Source organism: Paeniglutamicibacter sp. ORCA_105, from assembly GCF_045798545.1.
In the GTDB taxonomy this organism is placed as follows: domain Bacteria; phylum Actinomycetota; class Actinomycetes; order Actinomycetales; family Micrococcaceae; genus Paeniglutamicibacter; species Paeniglutamicibacter sulfureus.
This window is the reverse complement of sequence record NZ_JBIXLM010000001.1, coordinates 101467-118928: the sequence shown is the minus strand read 5'-3', so window position 1 is coordinate 118928 and position 17462 is coordinate 101467. Positions and strand designations below refer to the sequence as shown.

18 protein-coding genes are annotated in these 17462 nt (G+C 64.3%); 15 read left to right on the top strand and 3 right to left on the bottom strand.

The features are described from left to right. The first annotated feature begins 247 nt into the window (after positions 1–247). The 6 genes from ACIPUB_RS00570 to ACIPUB_RS00545 all read left to right on the top strand — a co-directional run bounded on the left by ACIPUB_RS00570 (position 248) and on the right by ACIPUB_RS00545 (position 8747). Entirely contained in the window at positions 248–1474 is a 1227-nt protein-coding gene (locus tag ACIPUB_RS00570; RefSeq protein ID WP_407605650.1) for a toxic anion resistance protein, read from the top strand. Beyond that, a complete protein-coding gene (locus tag ACIPUB_RS00565) occupies positions 1474–2286 on the top strand; it encodes a hypothetical protein (RefSeq protein WP_407605649.1) in 813 nt (270 codons plus the stop codon). Before ACIPUB_RS00570 ends, ACIPUB_RS00565 begins: the two co-directional genes overlap by 1 nt. 389 nt (positions 2287–2675) lie before the next feature. After that, the gene (locus ACIPUB_RS00560) at positions 2676–4184 is read left to right on the top strand and encodes a sodium:alanine symporter family protein (RefSeq protein WP_264270369.1); all 1509 of its coding nucleotides are present in this window, start codon (positions 2676–2678) and stop codon (positions 4182–4184) included. A gap of 251 nt (positions 4185–4435) precedes the next feature. Further along, positions 4436–4978, top strand: a complete 543-nt coding sequence (locus tag ACIPUB_RS00555; RefSeq protein ID WP_407605648.1) for a PadR family transcriptional regulator — start codon at positions 4436–4438, stop codon at positions 4976–4978. 36 nt (positions 4979–5014) lie between these two features. Next, positions 5015–6694, top strand: a complete 1680-nt coding sequence (locus ACIPUB_RS00550; protein WP_407605734.1) for an ABC1 kinase family protein — start codon at positions 5015–5017, stop codon at positions 6692–6694. A gap of 244 nt (positions 6695–6938) precedes the next feature. Then, positions 6939–8747 carry a hypothetical protein gene (locus ACIPUB_RS00545; protein WP_407605647.1) on the top strand — a complete coding sequence of 603 codons (1809 nt, stop codon included), beginning with the start codon at positions 6939–6941 and terminating at the stop codon, positions 8745–8747. Positions 8748–9088: 341 nt separating this feature from the next. On the opposite strand, the gene ACIPUB_RS00540 is transcribed toward ACIPUB_RS00545, so the two are convergent. Beyond that, on the bottom strand, positions 9089–9379 hold the full coding sequence (locus tag ACIPUB_RS00540) for a MoaD/ThiS family protein (RefSeq protein ID WP_407605646.1): 291 nt from the start codon (positions 9377–9379) through the stop codon (positions 9089–9091). Further along, a complete protein-coding gene (gene moaA / locus ACIPUB_RS00535; RefSeq protein WP_407605733.1) occupies positions 9380–10438 on the bottom strand; it encodes a GTP 3',8-cyclase MoaA in 1059 nt (352 codons plus the stop codon). It lies immediately after the preceding gene. Between the two features lie 263 nt (positions 10439–10701). Between moaA and ACIPUB_RS00530 the strand changes: the two genes are divergently transcribed. Further along, the gene (locus ACIPUB_RS00530) at positions 10702–11175 is read left to right on the top strand and encodes a hypothetical protein (RefSeq protein WP_407605645.1); all 474 of its coding nucleotides are present in this window, start codon (positions 10702–10704) and stop codon (positions 11173–11175) included. Between the two features lie 2 nt (positions 11176–11177). Then, positions 11178–11390, top strand: coding sequence for a helix-turn-helix transcriptional regulator (locus ACIPUB_RS00525; RefSeq protein WP_407605644.1), 213 nt, complete (start codon positions 11178–11180; stop codon positions 11388–11390). 343 nt (positions 11391–11733) lie between these two features. Here the strand turns inward: ACIPUB_RS00525 and ACIPUB_RS00520 are convergent, their stop codons facing one another. Beyond that, positions 11734–12072, bottom strand: a complete 339-nt coding sequence (locus ACIPUB_RS00520; protein WP_407605643.1) for a hypothetical protein — start codon at positions 12070–12072, stop codon at positions 11734–11736. A 599-nt stretch (positions 12073–12671) separates the two neighbouring features. Between ACIPUB_RS00520 and glp the strand changes: the two genes are divergently transcribed. The 7 genes from glp to ACIPUB_RS00485 all read left to right on the top strand — a co-directional run bounded on the left by glp (position 12672) and on the right by ACIPUB_RS00485 (position 17442). Then, complete coding sequence (gene glp, locus ACIPUB_RS00515; RefSeq protein ID WP_407605642.1) at positions 12672–13928, top strand: gephyrin-like molybdotransferase Glp; 1257 nt, start codon at positions 12672–12674, stop codon at positions 13926–13928. Next, entirely contained in the window at positions 13925–14479 is a 555-nt protein-coding gene (gene moaC, locus ACIPUB_RS00510) for a cyclic pyranopterin monophosphate synthase MoaC (protein WP_407605641.1), read from the top strand. Before glp ends, moaC begins: the two co-directional genes overlap by 4 nt. Next, positions 14476–14976: a MogA/MoaB family molybdenum cofactor biosynthesis protein gene (locus ACIPUB_RS00505; RefSeq protein ID WP_407605640.1), complete on the top strand. Its 501-nt coding sequence runs from the start codon at positions 14476–14478 to the stop codon at positions 14974–14976. The genes moaC and ACIPUB_RS00505 overlap by 4 nt, the downstream gene beginning before the upstream one ends. Then, positions 14966–15412, top strand: coding sequence for a molybdenum cofactor biosynthesis protein MoaE (locus ACIPUB_RS00500; protein ID WP_407605639.1), 447 nt, complete (start codon positions 14966–14968; stop codon positions 15410–15412). Before ACIPUB_RS00505 ends, ACIPUB_RS00500 begins: the two co-directional genes overlap by 11 nt. Positions 15413–15475: 63 nt before the next feature. Continuing rightward, positions 15476–15718, top strand: a complete 243-nt coding sequence (locus ACIPUB_RS00495; RefSeq protein ID WP_407605638.1) for a DUF6953 family protein — start codon at positions 15476–15478, stop codon at positions 15716–15718. 523 nt (positions 15719–16241) lie between these two features. Continuing rightward, complete coding sequence (locus ACIPUB_RS00490) at positions 16242–16658, top strand: hypothetical protein (protein ID WP_407605637.1); 417 nt, start codon at positions 16242–16244, stop codon at positions 16656–16658. Between the two features lie 91 nt (positions 16659–16749). Next, complete coding sequence (locus ACIPUB_RS00485; RefSeq protein ID WP_407605636.1) at positions 16750–17442, top strand: GntR family transcriptional regulator; 693 nt, start codon at positions 16750–16752, stop codon at positions 17440–17442. The last annotated feature ends 20 nt before the right edge of the window (positions 17443–17462 follow it).

The following is a 17462-nucleotide window of genomic DNA, read 5'->3' as shown; positions in this document are numbered from 1 at the left end:
CATCGCGAACAAGACATGCGATGACAGCGCGGATGTTTGAGAGCAAGGAGGCCAACGATTTCTCGAGTCTCAATCCCGCAAAGAGCCCGCAAAAAGGAACAGGTTTGTTTTTGCCCCAAAGATTGTGGCCCGGCTGATGAGATATATTTAAATGTGATTGCCGCGGCTAAAACAGGCCATTTACTGTTACCTACAAGTAATCCCTAGTAGACTGCAAGTTGTCCCAGAGCCTTCCAAGGAGTACATCATGCTGAACCCACTCGACCTCGGCGCGACCTCGTCCCCGCAGGTAGGAAATCCACTTGAGTTGGAGCCGCCGAAGCCAATAGTTGAGGTAGTAGTCCACGCTCCAGAGAAGGTCGGCGGCATGATCCTGGTGGATGCCGAAGCACAGCAGAAGCACGCCGAAAATGCCAAAACCTTTCTTGATGACCTGCTGGCCACACCGCTCCAGAGCCCGGAGTTTCAGACCAAGTTAGCGCAGCTGACCCGGCTGGGCGAAGGAACGATGCAGCAGGCAAGCTCCGCATCCAACCGCATGTTGAAGAGGCCGGCAGCCGCCCTCGCAGCCACCGGAGCGGACCCTGCATCGCGTACCGGCAACACCCTGGCGGAACTGCGACAGATCGTCACCGAGCTAGACCCCAAGCGCCATGATTTGACTGGGGCGAAGCGCATTCTGCGGTTCCTTCCCGGAGGCAACGCTATCCAGCGATACTTCATGAGGTACGAATCGGCACAAGAACAACTTGACGCCATCACCAAGGCTCTAAAGGGCGGGCAGGACGATCTCCGTCAGGACAACGCCGCCATCCAGACCGAACGCGATGCTCTCTGGGCGGCGATGGGGCAGTTGGCGAACTACGCCGTGCTCGCGAGCCACCTTGGAAACGGTTTGGAGCAGCGGATTGTAGAGCTGCGTAATGTAGGAAAAGCGGACGACGCCACAACACTTGAAGCAGACGCCCTCTTCTACGTCCGCCAACGCCACCAAGATCTAATGACCCAGATGGCGGTATCCATCCAAGGGTACCTAGCTCTTGATGTGGTCAAGAAGAACAACTCCGAGCTGATCAAGGGTGTGGATCGGGCGCTGGACACTACACTCGCGGCGCTTCGGGTAGCGGTGATCGTTGCGCAGGCTCTGGCTCAGCAAAAGATCGTGCTGGCGCAAATTGATGCCCTCAACTCAACTACCTCGGACTTGATCGTTTCGACCTCGGAACTCCTTCGCTCCCAGGGCGCAGCCATTCATAAGACTTCCGCCCAAGCCTCGATCGACTCCGCCAAGTTGCAGCAAGCATTCGATAATGTTTTCCAGGCCATGGACGAGATCGATAGGTTCAAGGTCGAAGCAGCACAATCGATGAAACAGACAGTGCAGGTTCTTGAAGGCCAAGTTGGTCAAGCTCGACTTCAGCTGGAGCGTAGTCATGCCTTTGACGCCGCCACTACGCACCCACGGGGCGCATAATGCTGTCGCGCTTCACTCGAGGGAACATCTTCAAAGTGGTTCTCGCCTTCGTATTTTGGCTTTTCGCCGCTTTTTACGTGCTCATCATCGGCATGGGCGCCAAGAACAAAAAGGTCATGCTTGAAGGTGGGCTCTACGCTGTCCTCTTTATTGGTGCTTTTTCTCTCCCTAATGGCAGCGGCGCTATGCTCGGTCTCGGATCCATGGTCTTGTCGGCCGTGCGGTCCTACATGCTTCGCGATCTCTGGCTCCCCAGGCGGGTTCGGAGACTGCCCAGTGGCGAGGCGGTCCAGATACCGGCGCCAGTGGCCGCACCAGCGCCGCCGATCCAGTTCTACCAACCGTCGCCGGCCGCAACTCCGGTCGCCGGGGCGTCGGACGAACTGTCGACCGCTCTGACATGGGTGAGCGCGCAAGCCAAACAGAACAAGCACCGTCTTCCCGCTGATACGTACGTAACCATTCTGGAAACGTGCCAGATGCTTGACTCGGTCATCGACGCGGAAACCCGGCAGCCCTCTGGCGATGCGCGCTTTGAGTATGAACTCGAAGCCATGGTGCGGGAGTACCTACCCAATGTTCTTCAGGGATTTCTGGCCGTACCGCCGAGCATGGTGGACAACCGGCAACCAAACGGGCGAACACCCAATGAGGAATTGGTTGAGCAACTTCGCCTCCTTATGGGACAGGCCGAGACGTTGCACTCCACCCGGCACAACCAAACTTCGGCGGATTTGACCAGTACGGGCAACTTCCTCAGGGAGCGGTTCGGGCACCACCAACCAGGTGGCTTCGACTTCGGGATCAAGTAAGAAAACACGGACCGAAGTCTCCGGTGTTTCGCTGCGAGAACGCCGTGTCAGGTGTCTTTGATTACGGGCGGTGCTGCTGGCATCCCCTGCGCGCAGCGTCACCGTGGTTGCCCCTTCGAGAGGCCTTCCGATTTAGGCATGTAAGGCGTTTCTACACCTCGTCCAAAGGACCGCTCCTTTCCCGCTTCGGGAAGGGAACGGTCCTTTTTCGTGTTTTGGGAGATGATTCAGACCGCTCGCCGCTGAATCGTTACCGTTTGTCTTGGTTAATCGGGATGTCACGTGCAATTGGTCACCGGACGTGGGATGTACCGTAGGATAAGTGCTTTGTGACAGCTGTCACGCTCGCACTTTCACCACTCGCACGAGAAGATATGGGACCCATAACTATGGACGACCTCGCAACTCTCCTCGGTGACATCAGTAGCGTCATCTGGGGACCCTTCCTGCTGATCCCGTTGCTTTTGGGCACCGGGCTTTACCTGACCTTCCGCCTGGGCGGACTCCAATTCCTCAAACTGGGCGCAGCGCTGCGCCTGGGCCTGCTCAAGCGCAAGGACGCCGGATCAGAGGGAGACATCTCCCAGTTCCAGGCATTGACCACCGCACTTGCCGCCACCGTCGGCACCGGTAACATCGTCGGCGTGGCCACGGCCATCGGCATCGGCGGCCCGGGCGCGCTGTTCTGGATGTGGGTCACCGGTCTGCTCGGCATGGCCTCAAAGTACTCGGAGGCCTACCTGGGTGTCCGTTACCGCGGCACCGACGCGGCGGGGGAGAAGTCCGGCGGTCCGCAGTACTACCTGGAGCGCGGCATCCGCGGTCCCCTCGGCAAGTTCCTTGCCCTCTTCTTCGCCATTGCCGCCACCATTGCCTGCTTCGGCATCGGCAACATGACCCAGGGCAACTCGATCTCGGCTAACCTGGAGAACTCCTTCAACGTCCCGACCTGGACCACCGGCCTGGTGCTGACCATCATGGCCATGGTCGTGCTCGTGGGCGGCATCAAGTCCATCGGCAAGGTCACCGCCGGCTTCGTGCCGATCATGATCGTCTTCTACGTCGCCGCGGCCATCTACATCCTGATCGCCAACGTGGGCCAGATCCCCGCTGCCCTCGGGCAGATCTTCACCGAGGCCTTCACCGGCACCTCGGCCGTCGGCGGCTTCGCCGGCTCGGCCATCATCATCGCCGTGCAGTTCGGCGTGGCCCGCGGCATCTTCTCGAACGAATCGGGCATGGGCTCGGCGGCCATCGCGGCCGCCGCGGCGCAGACCACCCACCCGGTCCGCCAGGGATTGGTCTCCATGACCCAGACCTTCATCGACACCATCATCGTTGTCACCTGCACCGGCCTGGTCATCATCACCACCGGCGCCTGGAACTACGTCGACCCGGAAACCGGCGAGCAGATCTCCGCATCGCTGATGACCGGGCACGCCTTCACCTTCGGGCTGCCGGGGGAGTGGGGGCACTGGATCGTGACCATCGGCCTGGTCATGTTCGCCTTCTCCACCATCCTGGGCTGGTCCTATTACGGTGAGCGCAACATCGAGCGACTCCTCGGGCGCAAGGCGGTCATGCCCTTCCGCGTGATCTTCTCGCTCGTCGTATACGTGGGTTGCACCACCCAGCTGACAGCCGTGTGGAACTTCTCCGACATGATGAACGGCCTGATGGCCATCCCGAACCTGATCGGCCTACTGATCCTCTCGGGCATGATTGCCCGCGAGACCCGGTGGTACCTCAAGCACGACCCGAAGCTCGAGGCCACCAAGGACGAGATCGAGGCCTTCATGAAGGAACGTCCGGGATGGGCGGACTGGAAGGCCGGGGACGTCCTGGGCTCCAGCCGCATGTCCAGCTCGGAACGCGACGCCGTGGGTGACCGCTCCTAGCGCCACCCTTTCCGCAGTCGCGGACACCACGGGCGATCCCCGCCACCAAGGCCCCTCGGGCTGCAGTGGCGGGGATCGCCTTTTGGGTTTCAGCGAAAGATATAGTCTGACCGATTGTCGCCCGGCGGGCGACATGGGCGGAAGGTCCTTGGATTTTAGGCAATTCAAGGCCCAAACCCATGGATTTCTCAGCATCGAGCGACGTATCTTTAAGTATCGTTCATACATCGTTAGTGATAGAGGAGAGCATCATGCACCACTCAAATCCAACGGGCGGTTTCTCCGCCAACAACTTGGACGGCGTGTGGCAGGCCGTTGAGGAGCTGCGTTCACGGTTCGAAAGGCGCGCGGGCACCCGCGCGGGACGCGGCGAGGTGCGCTCGGCGGTTCTTGCCCTGCTCGCCGAGCGGCCCATGCACGGATACCAAATCATCCGGGAGATCGAGGAGCGCAGCGGAGGGGCCTGGAAGCCCAGCGCCGGCTCCGTCTACCCCACGCTGCAGCTGCTGGCTGACGAGGGGTCCGTCAACGCCGAGGAATCCAACGGCCGCAAGATCTACTCGCTGACCGAGGCCGGCCGCGAGGAGGTTGCCGACTCGAAGCTCTCGGTGCCGTGGGAGCCAGCCGGGGGAACGGCGGGATCCGGCGGCGGATCGCTGCCCAAGGCAGGCGTCGAGCTCGCCCAGGCCGCCGCTCAGGTAGGCCGCACCGGCACCCCGGAGCAGGTCCAGGAGGCCGTGGCGGTGCTTGAGGAGGCACGCCGCAAGCTGTACTCGATCCTCGCCCAGGGCTAGCGGGTGGCCTCCGGTCCCGGGGATCGCGTGGATGTGATGGCGGGCGCGGGCAACACCCGCGCCCGCTACCGGCGAATCCTGCGCTTCGCCGCCTGGAACTTGGCCGTGACGTGGTTTTTCGAATTGCTCCTGCCCCGCTTCGGGCTTGCCCGGGTCGCCGAGCGCTCCCGTGCCCGGCGAATGCGGCGCTTCGCGCAACGCTTCCATGTGCTCGCAGTGGACCTGGGTGGCCTGATGATCAAGGTCGGCCAGTTCATGTCTTCGCGCCTCGACGTGCTGCCACCGGAAATCACCGCCGAGCTCGAGGGGCTGCAGGACGAGGTCCCGCCCGTTCCATTCCCCGCCATCCGCGCGCTGGCAGAGGCCGAGCTGGGCACGACGCTGGAGACGGTGTTTGCCTCGGTCGAGCAGGTGCCGATCGCCGCCGCCTCGCTCGGGCAGGTGCACCGGGCGCGGCTGATGCCGGAGGATGCCGCGGCGGCCGGTTTCGACACCGTGGTGGTGAAGGTGCAGCGGCCCGGCATCGACGGGATCGTCGCCACCGACCTGGCGGCGCTGCGCAAGGTGGCCGGCTGGCTCAGCCACGTGCGCGTGGTGTCCAGGCGCGCTGACGCCCCGGCACTGGTCGAGGAGTTTGCCACCACCAGCCTGCAGGAGATCGACTACCTCAACGAGGCGGCCAACGCCGAGCGCTTCGGCGCCGACTTCGAAGACGACCACCGCGTGGCGGTGCCCGGGGTCGTGTGGGAGCGCTGCACCCGCCGCGTGCTCACCCTGGAGGATGTCACCGCCATCAAGATCACCGACCTGTCCGGGCTGCGGGCCGCAGGCATCGATCCGGGCGAGGTGGCCCCGGTGTTCGCCTCGGTGATGTTCGACCAGCTGTTCACCAGCGGCTTCTTCCATGCCGACCCGCACCCCGGCAACATCTTCGTCACCCCGGCCACCGACCCACAGGCTCCGCATCCCTGGAAGCTGACCTTCATCGACTTCGGCATGATGGGCGAGGTCCCGCCCAACACCCGCAGCGGGTTGCGCAAGCTGCTGATCTCCGCCGCGGGGCGCGACGGTAAGGGACTGGTCGCCGCGATCGGGGAGCTGGGCGTGCTGGTTTCAACGGCCGACACCGCCGAGCTGGAGCGCGCCCTGACGCAGCTCTTCGCCAGGTTCGGCGGCATGGGCTTTGCCGAGCTGCGCGAGGTGGACCCGCGGGAGTTCCGCGAGTTCGCCGAGGAGTTCGGGCACGTCATCCGTTCGCTGCCGTTTCAGGTGCCGGAGAACTTCCTGCTCATCATCCGCGCGATGTCGCTGACCTCCGGGGTGTGCAGTTCGCTGGATCCGGCATTCAACCTCTGGGACTCGGTCGAACCCTACGCCGCACAACTGCTGCGCGAGCAGCGCGGCAACATCGTCCAGGACGTGGCGGGGCAGCTGCTGGAGGCCGCGACGCTGGGCCTGGGCCTGCCGCGGCGGATCGACGCGCTGTTCACCGAACTTCAGGACGGCTCGCTCGCCGTGTCCAACCCTAAGCTGGAACACCGCCTGGCGCGCGTCGAGGCCACCGGGACGCGGACCGCCTCGGCACTGGTGTTCGCCGCCCTGCTGCTCGCCGGCGCGGTGCTGCGCGGGGACGATGCGGTGCTGGGCACCGCGCTGATGTGGCTTTCGGCGCTGCCGCTGCTGCACGGGCTGTGGGCGGGGCGCCGCGGGCGCTGAGCTGCCGACCGAGCGAAGAATCGCCATTGACCGGAAGCGGTGTATTGGGCTCCCGATGACTAAGAAAACATCGCCGGGTACTTGTGCGGCCGGGAGCGCCAGCAAAACTGAAAGCCTTGGTCCGAAGCCTGGTCGGTTCTATGCTGGAGTTTCGGCAGGTCCGTCGGTATTTGGGGGCATCGTGAACCACCTGGCTGCAGTTCCATCATCTGGACTGAGGATGCGCGTTTCGACCAACGTTCGCATGGGCTCCGCCGAGCTCGGCGCCCTGCTCTTTCGTCCCGAGATGCTTGGGAAGTGGATCGGAGCCGGGGTGATACTGCCCTTCAGGAAGGGTGCATTGGCTACGGTTCCCGCTCCGGGAGGGTCTTTGGCCCAGCACATGGTGACCCACGCGACCGTCGGCGAGGGTGTATTCACGCTGACTGCCGAGTGCGAGACCAGCGGAACGAGCCTGACGATCCGCGTAGGCCCCGTGCCCGGCCCCGCCACGGATGACGGAAGGAGCGTCGTGAGGGTGACGGTGGGGAACATCCTCGAGTCCATGGGCGTCCGGACGAGTCTGGCCTTCTGGCAGGCGGCCTTGAACAGGCTCAGCGTGATCGTCCAGGCCATCCGGCGCCGGCGCAACTCGCCCAAGCAGGCCCTGATCGTCGTTCACGGCATTGGCGAGCAGCAACCCGGACAGACACTCATGGAATTTGTGCAGGCGGTATTCGGCACCGACTCGAGTCAGACGCTGCGCTGGGTGAAGCCCGATAACCTGTCGGACTCCTTCGAAACGCGAAAGGTCACGATCAAGGCGGCAGCCTCACCTCCCGGTGCACCCGGCGAGGGACGGCCGACGACTGATGTCTATGAGCTCTACTGGGCACACCTTGTCCGCGACAGCACCACTGGGCAAGTTATGGGGTGGATGAAGAACTTGTTGTTGCGCAAGAGCTCGGACATGCCAGCGTCCCTCAGGCCCCACGTACGCATTGTCCGAATACTGCTGGTCGTAGTCTTGCTGGCCGTCGTTGGGGCCACCGGCTACGCCGCGTTCAAGCCCGCGAGCTCCGGCGGGATGCTGGCTGGTGGCGGACTGATTGCAGTGGTCATCGCGTTGCTTGGACTGGTCTGGAAGCTCCTGAAGCAACGCGGCACGAAGCTCCTCACCGGGCATTTGGGTGATGCCGCAAGATACTTCGAGCCCAAGCCGGACAATATCGCCCGCCGGCAAGAAATCCGCGAAGCCGGTGTTCGACTGCTCGAAGGAATGCATGAATCGGGCGAATACCAGCGGATCGTCGTGGCGGCGCACAGCCTCGGCAGCGCCATCGCCTACGACATGCTCACTTTCACTTGGAACCGCCTCCGTCAACAGCACGCCGATCCAGACCACGCGAGCTTTGGCGCGCTGGGTGCCGTGGAGTCGGCCTTGATGCCAAGGGACCCCGAAGCGGCGGAAACCCCTGCGGCTCGGGACCTCCAGTATGCGGCGTGGCAGGAACACAGGCTGAACAGCCAGCCATGGCTTGTGACCGATCTGGTGACGATGGGCTCGCCGCTGACCCACGCGCATCTCCTCATGGCGGGCAGCAATGAAGCTTTTTCGTCCATGAAGGAAAACCGGATACTTCCCAGCTGCCCACCGCAGGCAGAATTCACAGCGATCGGGCAACCCCGCATCAGCTATGCCCTTTCAGACCGCTCGATGGACGGGTCCTTCAGGGGAGGGTTTCTGGTCCCGAACCATGGTGCCCTCTTCGCACTGACCCGCTGGACGAACTTGTACTTCCCCTTCCACGGCATTATTGGCGGGGATCCGGTGGGCGGGCCGCTGAAGGGGAACTTTGGCGACTGGATCTGGGACCGTCCTGTCCGGACGCGAAAAGCCGGCTTCATGGGCTTTGCGCACACACGTTATTGGGCCCTGGATGGTGGCGACGGAGCATACGTCGGGCAACCCGGCGAAGATCATCTGGACTGCCTGCGCGAGGCACTGGATCTCTACTCGGCCAGCCGGTTGAGGGATCTCGCGGCAGCGCGGCCGGCGTACACCTATCTCTGATGCGGGACAGTTGCGGCAATGTAGTAGACCAGTTGGACGGACGGAGTGTGCGTCAAATGAATCCCCCCAAAAAATTAATTTTGGGTTAGGGCTCTCGCCCTGACTACACACCCCGTCCGGGCCTCATCTTATTCCCTTTGGTGGGTGTGCGGTAGCTCTCGAGCCGATCTCCAGGTGCACCAAACCATCTACCAACCCAGGTATGGTGCCAGGCAGGACGCTCGGGCAAGAATTCCCGGGGATCCGCCACGCCGCTCCCTTCGCAGCGAACGGCGGCAACTGATGGCACCCTTGTCGCCGCCAGTAAGAGAGGCACCCGACAATCGGAGGCCGAAGGCCCCTTAGCCGCCGGCAAAGGGCGGAAGCACGTCCAGCTGGTCGCCGGGGCGGAGTTCGCGGGCATGGTCCTGGACGCTGACGCCGTTGACCAGGAAGCTGCAGCGCGCCAGCACCGTGCCCAGCGAGGTGGTGCGGCGCAGCAGCGGACCGTCGGCCAGCGCGGCGGCTGGGGTACGTGCTGCGAGGTGCTCGAGCACTGTGCCCAGCGTGGCCCCGGGCAGCTGAAGCAGGTCGAGTCGTTCCTCTGTCGTGCCGGCGGCCTGGGCCGCGGCGGCAAAGTATCGAATGCGCAATTATCCTCCGATGGCGCTCATGGAGCGGTCCGATTGTACAAAGTCCTTGGAGCCCAGTCCGGTGTGGTCCATGCCGTGGGCGCGGGGCTTGCCCCACATGGCCGCCCGCCAGCGTTCGGCAATGGCCACGTCGTCCGAGCCGTCGCGCAGCAGCGCGGAGAGGTCGGTTTCCTCGCGCGAGAACAGGCAGCTCATGACCTTGCCCTCGGCGGTGATGCGGGTGCGCTTGCAATCGGCGCAGAACGGCTCGGAGACCGACGCGATGATGCCCACCGCGCCCAGGATGGTGTCGGGGTCCCCGGGGGTGGAGACCAGGAAGCGTTCGGCCGGGGCGCCGTCGCGCGGCTTGGTGTCGGGTGAGAGGCGGAAGCGGGTCTCGAGGTAGGCGCGCAAATCCGCGGCGGTGACCATGTTGTCCTTGCGCCACACATGGTCGGCATCCAGCGGCATCTGCTCGATGAAGCGCAGCTCCAGGCCGCGCTCCAGCGCCCAGGCCAAAAGCTCGGGTGCCTGCTCGTCGTTGATGCCGCGCATCAACACCGCATTGATCTTCACCGGCGCCAGGTCGGCAGCCAGGGCAGCGTCGATCCCGGCGAACACCGAGTCGATGTGGTCGCGCCGGGTGAGCTTGGCGAAGGTCTCGGCATGCAGGGTGTCGAGGGAGACGTTGATGCGGGTTAGCCCGGACTCCTTGAGCGCGGCTGCCTTCTTTGCCAGTCCCACCCCGTTGGTGGTCAGGGAGATGGGAAGGTCCGGGTGCTCGCTGCGCACCGCGGCGATGATCTGGGGCAGGTCCACGCGCACCAGCGGTTCGCCGCCGGTGAGGCGCAGTTCGCGCACTCCCAGGTCGCGCACGCCGATGCGCACGATCCGGGATATTTCCTCCAGCGTCAGCAGCTTGGACTTGGGCAGCCAGGCCAACCCGTCGGCGGGCATGCAGTAGGTGCAGCGTAGGTTGCACTTGTCGATCAGGGAGATGCGCAGGTCGGTGGCCTGTCGGCCGAACTTGTCGCTGAGCCCGGGGGAGTCTGCGGGTGCCGGCGTCAGGATGGTGGGCATGGGCAGGCTGACGGTGCTGCGCGGTGTTTCTGTGTTCGTCGCCATATATCGAGGGTAGTCCACCGGGCTGGACATTGCCTGCTCTGTGGCGCCGTCCTTCGCGGACAGCGCACCCCCGTCCGGGGCGGCATGCCGGGAGATGTACGGCATCGGGCCGTTTGCCGCGAAAAGAACTCATCGATCCGGCGAGGTACTTGCGTAAAGCGGGCTTTACATGTCAAGTTAGTTTTACACGACAAGCACGCTTTACATGAGGAGTGGTTATGAGTACAGGCACCGAAACCGACCCGCGCACGCGCTGGGGCCGCATCCGTTTCGCCGGCCGCCGCCTTCCCGCCATGGCCCTCGCCATTCCGACCGGGCTCCTGCTCGCCGTCGGTGCCGGTGCGCTGACGCTCTGGACGGGAGTGGCCGCGGGCGAGCAGGCGCTCTTCATTGCCGGAGTGTTCGCGCTGGTGATGTCTTGGGGTTTCGTGGGCCTGGTCTGGGCGCTCGTCGTTGACAGGACGAGCCTGCGCGGGGCCATCGACAAGCCGGACGATTCGATCGAATCGATCTGGATGGATGCCGCCATGGCCGGGGCCTTCCGCGACACCATTATGCTGACCGGCCTGGGCCTGGCGATCCTGTCCATCACAGGCTACGAGTTCGACACGGTCTGGGCACTCACCGGCGTCATCATGCTCGGGTTCTTCAGCACCTGGGTGCGGTACCTCATGGCCAAGAAGCGGGGCTGAGGGTGAAGAACTCCCTGCACGAACGCCGGCAGGAGCGCGGCTGGTCCCAGCAGCGCCTTGCCGATGAGCTCGGCGTTTCCCGACAGACGGTCATCTCCATCGAACGCGGCCGGTTCGACCCGTCACTGCCGCTGGCCTTCCGTTTGGCCGCGGTCTTCGGGTGCAGGATCGACGATCTCTTTGACCCTCAGGGGGAAAGCCTTCAGCCAGGCTGAGGCTCGGCGCCTGGCTATGCGCGACTGTCGGCCATCGATCCGGCGATGCAAGCCGGAGCACGGACGCGATCCCACTGCACAATGAAGCGGAACACCGTGGAATTCCGATTCAACGTGTAGTCTCGCTCGAATGGCTTGTGAAATGCCCGGGATGCTTTACGCATCTCGGGCATTTTCGATTCAATGGGATTTGGATTGGATCAAGCTGTTTCGGATAGCTATTGCTCGGAGCCTAGGTCTTGGCTGCTTGGATTCATGACGTTAACATGTGGCAACAATTATTGGGCGCGACGGGTAGTAGCTGCATAAAGAATTGCTGAGATCGGTTCTAGAGCTATTAATTTCAGTTCCCGAAGTCTAAATTCTTGCCCATTTGATTTAATACGTGTCTGGTCCAACCGCTCTCGTCCACGAAGGCGCGGAGGCGTTCTTCGCATCCGTCCGCAAGGGACTTTCGGTGGGATGTCCATGCGATGAAGTCACGCACGATCATATTGTGAGAGTCCGACACTCCAGAACTGTAATCAAGGCTAATTCCAGGCGAAGCCCAGCCCAACTGGGCCACCGTCGTCACAGATGTCAAAAGAGCCGCACCTATCAAAGCTAAATCACCGTATGTCACATCTGTTTGTCCGGAGACTTGATCGAGGAGTGTGGGGAGCGGTTCATTTGGTTGGCTCATGTGGTTAGTATGCATCTCGTAGATTGACGAACGGATGCGTCATGCCCGGCACGCCGTCAATCCTCGCGCCTTTCTGCTTCGAGGCGATTAGTCGGCGCAATGCGAGGTCGAGGACGGCGCGCCTGGATTTCTTGCCTGCGGTGCCCTTGCTCGCTCGAGATCGGCCTTTGCGACTGCCGTGGAGGGTCGCCTCCCATCGGCAGTCGATTGTATGAAATTGTTCACGAGCGTAAATGCCGGAGCACATGCCCAATGCCCCGGGCAGTGGTCGGTGCCGTGTCCCGCAAACGGTGCGACTACGCAGGACGATGGATCCCCAATGACCGCAATCGGGTCCCAGCGACCCCCGAATGCAACATCAAATGGGCGCTGCCGAACGAATTCGTGTGGAAATGTCCGAAGACAGCGGGCAAGGGAAAAAGTCGCTTTCCTGCCGGAACCGAAGCTCGAGTCCTCGCGTGGGAGGAACAGCCGAGCAAGCCTGGAAATAAAGAGCATGGCAGTTTGCCGCGGTGCCCATGGTCCCGCTACCCGTCGGAGCTTGGCATTCACAGGCCTCGGGCACCCGCCGTTGCCGGTTGCGACCTAGGATGGAAGGCATGAGACCACCATTTCGCCGCAGCGTCCGCGGGCACCTGGAAGCCATTGAGGATTTGTTGGCTCCCGCGCTGCGGGAGGCGGGCAGCGAACCGTTGGGGCTGGTCCAGGCGTTGGGCCGCACGCTGGCCCACGACCTGCTGGCCCCGCGTGCGTTGCCGCCCTGGGACAACTCCCAGATGGACGGGTATGCGGTGCACACCGAGGACCTGGGCTCCGGTGCCTTGCGGGTGGTTCCCCCGATCGCCGCCGGTCAGGCTGCCACTGCCCTGGTGCGCGGCACCGCCGCGCCCATCATGACAGGTGCCCCGATGCCGGAAGGGGCCAACACCGTCATCCCCGTCGAGGCAGCAAACCCCGATCGCTTTCCCACCACCGCCGAAGTTGCAGGCGGATTCACCGTCGTGCTGCCGGATTCCAGCCCGGTGGGCAACTACGTGCGCGCCCGCGGCAGCGACATCGCCGAAGGTGCGTTGGTCCTGGAATCAGGGACAAGGCTTGGCCCTACGGCATTGGGCATCGTGGCCGGGCTCGGCCTGGCTGAGGTGCAGGTCCTTTGCCGGCCGAGGGTGCTGTTGCTGTCCACCGGGGACGAACTGGTCGCCCCGGGCGGGGAGCTGGGACCCGGGCAGATCCATGACGCCAACACCACGTTGCTGCACGCCGCGCTGACGGGTGCCGGCTGCCAGGTGGCCGTCGCGGGCGTGCTCGATGACTCTCCCGAACAGTTCACCACTTCCCTGCGGGCGGCGCTGAAGGCCAGTGACAGGGACTACCACCTGGTGCTCAGCAGCGGGGGGATCTCCAAGGGCGCCTTCGACGTGGTCAAGGCGGTGCTCGGCGAGCACGGTATCGAATTTGGCTCCGTGGCCATGCAGCCCGGCGGGCCCCAGGGCTCCGGAACCCTCGCCCTGCCCGGCTGTGCGCCGGTGGCCTTCATTGCGTTGCCGGGAAACCCGGTCAGCGCCTATGTCAGCTTTGAGATGTTCATCCGCCCGGTCCTGGCCATGGCCTTGGGCCTGCCCGAACGCGTCTTGGCCACTGCCACGCTCACCGAGGACATGGAATCGGTTCCCGGCAAGCTGCAGGTGCGCCGCGGCATCCATGCCAACGGCACCGTCGCGCCCGTCGGCGGGGCCTCCTCCCACCTCCTGGCCGCCCTGGCTGCCAGCAACGCCTTCATCCTCCTCGACGAGGAGACCACCACCCTGTCCGCGGGAAGCCGCGCGGACATCATGATCATTGGAGACGGCTCATGAAAAGTGAAACCACACCCGAACCGAACGCCGAACCTTCCGGCGGGAAGCTCTCTCACGTTCGCGCCGACGGCACCGCCCACATGGTGGATGTCAGCGACAAGGCCGAAACCAGCCGCCAGGCCACCGCCGAGGCCTTCGTTCACACCACCCCAGAGGTCCTCGGACTGATCTCCGGTGCCGGGATGCCCAAGGGCGACGCGCTCGCCGTGGCCCGCATTGCCGGGATCATGGGGGCCAAGAAAACCTCCGAGCTCATCCCGCTGTGCCACCCGCTGCCGATCTCCAAGGTGGTCATCGACTTCGACCTGGACGCCGAAGACTCCGTGCGGATCATTGCCACGGTGAAGACCCGCGGCGTGACCGGCGTCGAGATGGAGGCGCTGACCGCCGTGTCCACCGCGGCACTGGCCCTGTATGACATGATCAAGGCCGTCGACAAGCACGCGAGCATCACCGACATGCGCGTGCTGGCGAAGTCCGGCGGAAAGTCCGGATCCTGGGACATTGCTCCCCAACAACTTCCCAACCCCGAAGGAGAACTGCGCGCATGAGTGCCTGTGAACCACTGGGCCCCCCTCGCAAGGCGGCCATCCTCATTTCATCCACCCGTGCGGCCATGGGCATCTACGAGGATGCCAGCGCCCCGGTCATTGCCGACTGGCTCCAGGAACAAAATTTCGATGTCATCCCGGCCATCGTGGTGCCGGACGGCCCCTCCGTCGGTGCGGCGCTGCAGGGACTGCTGCTGTCCAAGCCGAGCGTCATCATCACTTCCGGCGGCACCGGGCTCAGCGCCGATGACTTGACGCCGGAGGAAACCGAACCGCTGCTGGACCGGATGGTCCCCGGCATCATGGAGGCGCTGCGCGCAGCCGGGCGGGAAAAGACCCCGATGTCCGCGCTGAGCCGCGGGCATGCGGGGGTCTCGGGGGAGACCTTCATCGTGAACCTGCCGGGTTCCCCCTCCGGGGTCATGGACGGGCTCACGGTGCTCACTCCCTTGCTCACGCACATCTGCGACCAGCTGGAGGGGCGCCATGCCCACTAGCGGACAGCAAGCCGCCGGCGAAGCGGTCTTTGCGGGCATCAGCGACACCCCCATCGACGCGGACACCGCCTGGGACGCGGTGGAGTCCGAGCACACCGGCGCCGTGGTCACATTCGGCGGCATCGTGCGCAACCACGACGGCGGCCGCGAGGTGCTGAAACTGACCTACAGCGCCCACCCCAGCGCCCCGGCGCGGATGGTCGAGCTGGTGGACGAGGTCGCCTCCCGGCACCCCGGGACCCGGCTCTGGGCCGCACACCGGGTGGGGGAGCTGCACATCGGCGACGCCGCCCTGGTCGCGGCCGCAGCCGCGGCCCACCGCGGGGCCGCCTTCGACGCCTGCCGCGACCTGGTGGAGACTGTCAAGGCGCACGTGCCGGTCTGGAAGGAGCAGTTCTTCGCCGACGGCGAGGTCGAATGGGTGGGCAGTGCCTGAACCTCAGGCGTTCCAACAGGCGCGCGTTGTGTGCTCCGTCCCGCGCGCCGGTACCCTGAATAGATGACCAATGCACCAGAAATTGCCCAGTGGATCCTTGACGCGATCCACAAAGAAAAGACCGTCCACCAGGAAGCCCTGGTGCCCCGCATCGCGGAGGCCTTCGGCGACGAGTGGGTCTACACGAATGAAAACGGGCACCCGGCCATCAACCGCGACGTCCTGAAGTCCCTGCGCAAGTTGCGCGACGCCTCGGTGGCCTGGAACCGCGAGGACCGCAGCTGGAACGTCGTCGACGCCAGCTAGCACCACAGACACGAACGAGGGGGTTACCGGAACCGTATGCTCCGGTGACCCCCTCTGCCGTTGGCCATTTGTTTGGCCCGCGTAAACCTGCATGCCAGACGGGGGGTCACCAGCGGGGGAGGAGATGGGGGTGCCGCCCGGCGCGGGGCGGTGTCGCAGACTCGAGGAGAGTTCCCCCATGGATTTTGATCGCAGACGAATGCTCACCGGCTCGGCCGGGGTAGGAGCCACAGAACCGGCCAACCCGGCCACCCTGGCGGTGGGAAGACAGTGTGCGGGGAGCGTGGACGGACCGGGAGAAGCCAGGAACCACGAGCGCCAAGGGCCCAGGGCCGTCCCGTTGTCGGGCGCACTTTTCTCCGAGGCGGTCCGGGAACAACCACGACGCTGCCTGCGAGCCGCTGCAAGATTCCCCGAGCGCATCCCCGCTACGCCCACCCAGTCGAGCAGGAATCAAGAAGCGCCCATCCGTGGTTCCGCCTAGAGTGGGTCTGGTAAAGCAGGTCAATGAAAGGAAATCCCCATGAGCACGGCTTTCAGCAAAGAGGAAAAGGCTGCCATGAAGGCAGCGGTAGCCGAGGAAAAGGCCTCCAAGAAAAGTGCCGACCTGGAGGCGGCCTGCCTCGCAGCCATCGGCGAGATGACCGGCTCCGACAAGGAATTGGCCGAAACCCTGCACGGGTTGGTCAAGAAGCACACGTCCCTGGGGGCAAAGACCTGGTACGGCATGCCGGCGTACACCAATGCCGAGGGCAAGGTCGTGGTGTTCTTCCAGAGCGCCGCCAAGTTCAAGGTGCGGTATGCAACGATCGGCTTCCAGGAAGACGCGAACCTCGACGAGGGCAATTTCTGGCCAAGCTCCTACGCGGTGACCAAGCTGACCGCCGAGGACCAGAAGCGACTGGTGGAATTGCTGAAGAAGGCAGTCAGCGAGGCATAGCCCCGGGCCGATCGTGGCCCCGCCGATGGCGCCCACCGGTTGTAGGATTGTCTGCATCTAGACAATTCGGCCCAAGCGAGGAACCACCGGCATGACCGCATCGAGCATCGAACCGCTGAAACAGGAATCCACGCCGGCCATCATTGCGCGCCAGATCCGCTTGGCGATCGAGAACGGCGAGTTCGGGCCGGGCGCACAGCTGGCCGAAGCCGACCTGGCCGGGCGCCTGGGTGTCAGCCGTGGCCCCTTGCGGGAGGCCATGCAGCGCCTGACCCAGGAGGGGCTGCTGGTGAGCATCCGCAATCGGGGCCTGTTCGTCGCGCAGTTCACGCAGGCCGACATCACCGACATCTATCGGGCGCGAACCGCGGTCGAGCGGGGTGCCGCGCTGAAGATCATCGAGGTCGACCACACGAACGGCCAGGTCGGTGAGGAACTGCTCGGGATCGTGGCAGAGATGGAGGCCCAAGGGACCGATCCCGCGGCCTTGAGCCGAAGCGATATCTCCTTCCATGAGGCCATGGTCCGGCTGGCGGGCAGTCCGCGGCTCAGCCGCATCCACGGCACGCTAGTGACGGAGACCCGGATGTGCCTCTCGGCCCTGGAAAAATCCGAATACCCCGTCGCGGAGCGCATCGCCGGGCACCGCCGCATTGCCCAGGCGATCCTCGACGCCGACGTGCCGGAATTGCACCGGGCGCTCGCCGACCACATGGACAGCGCCGTAGACCACCTCGTGGGCCCCGCAGCCGCGAAGGGCCGCCGGGACGACGCGGCCTCCTGATTCGTCGGCGGCAAGCCCCT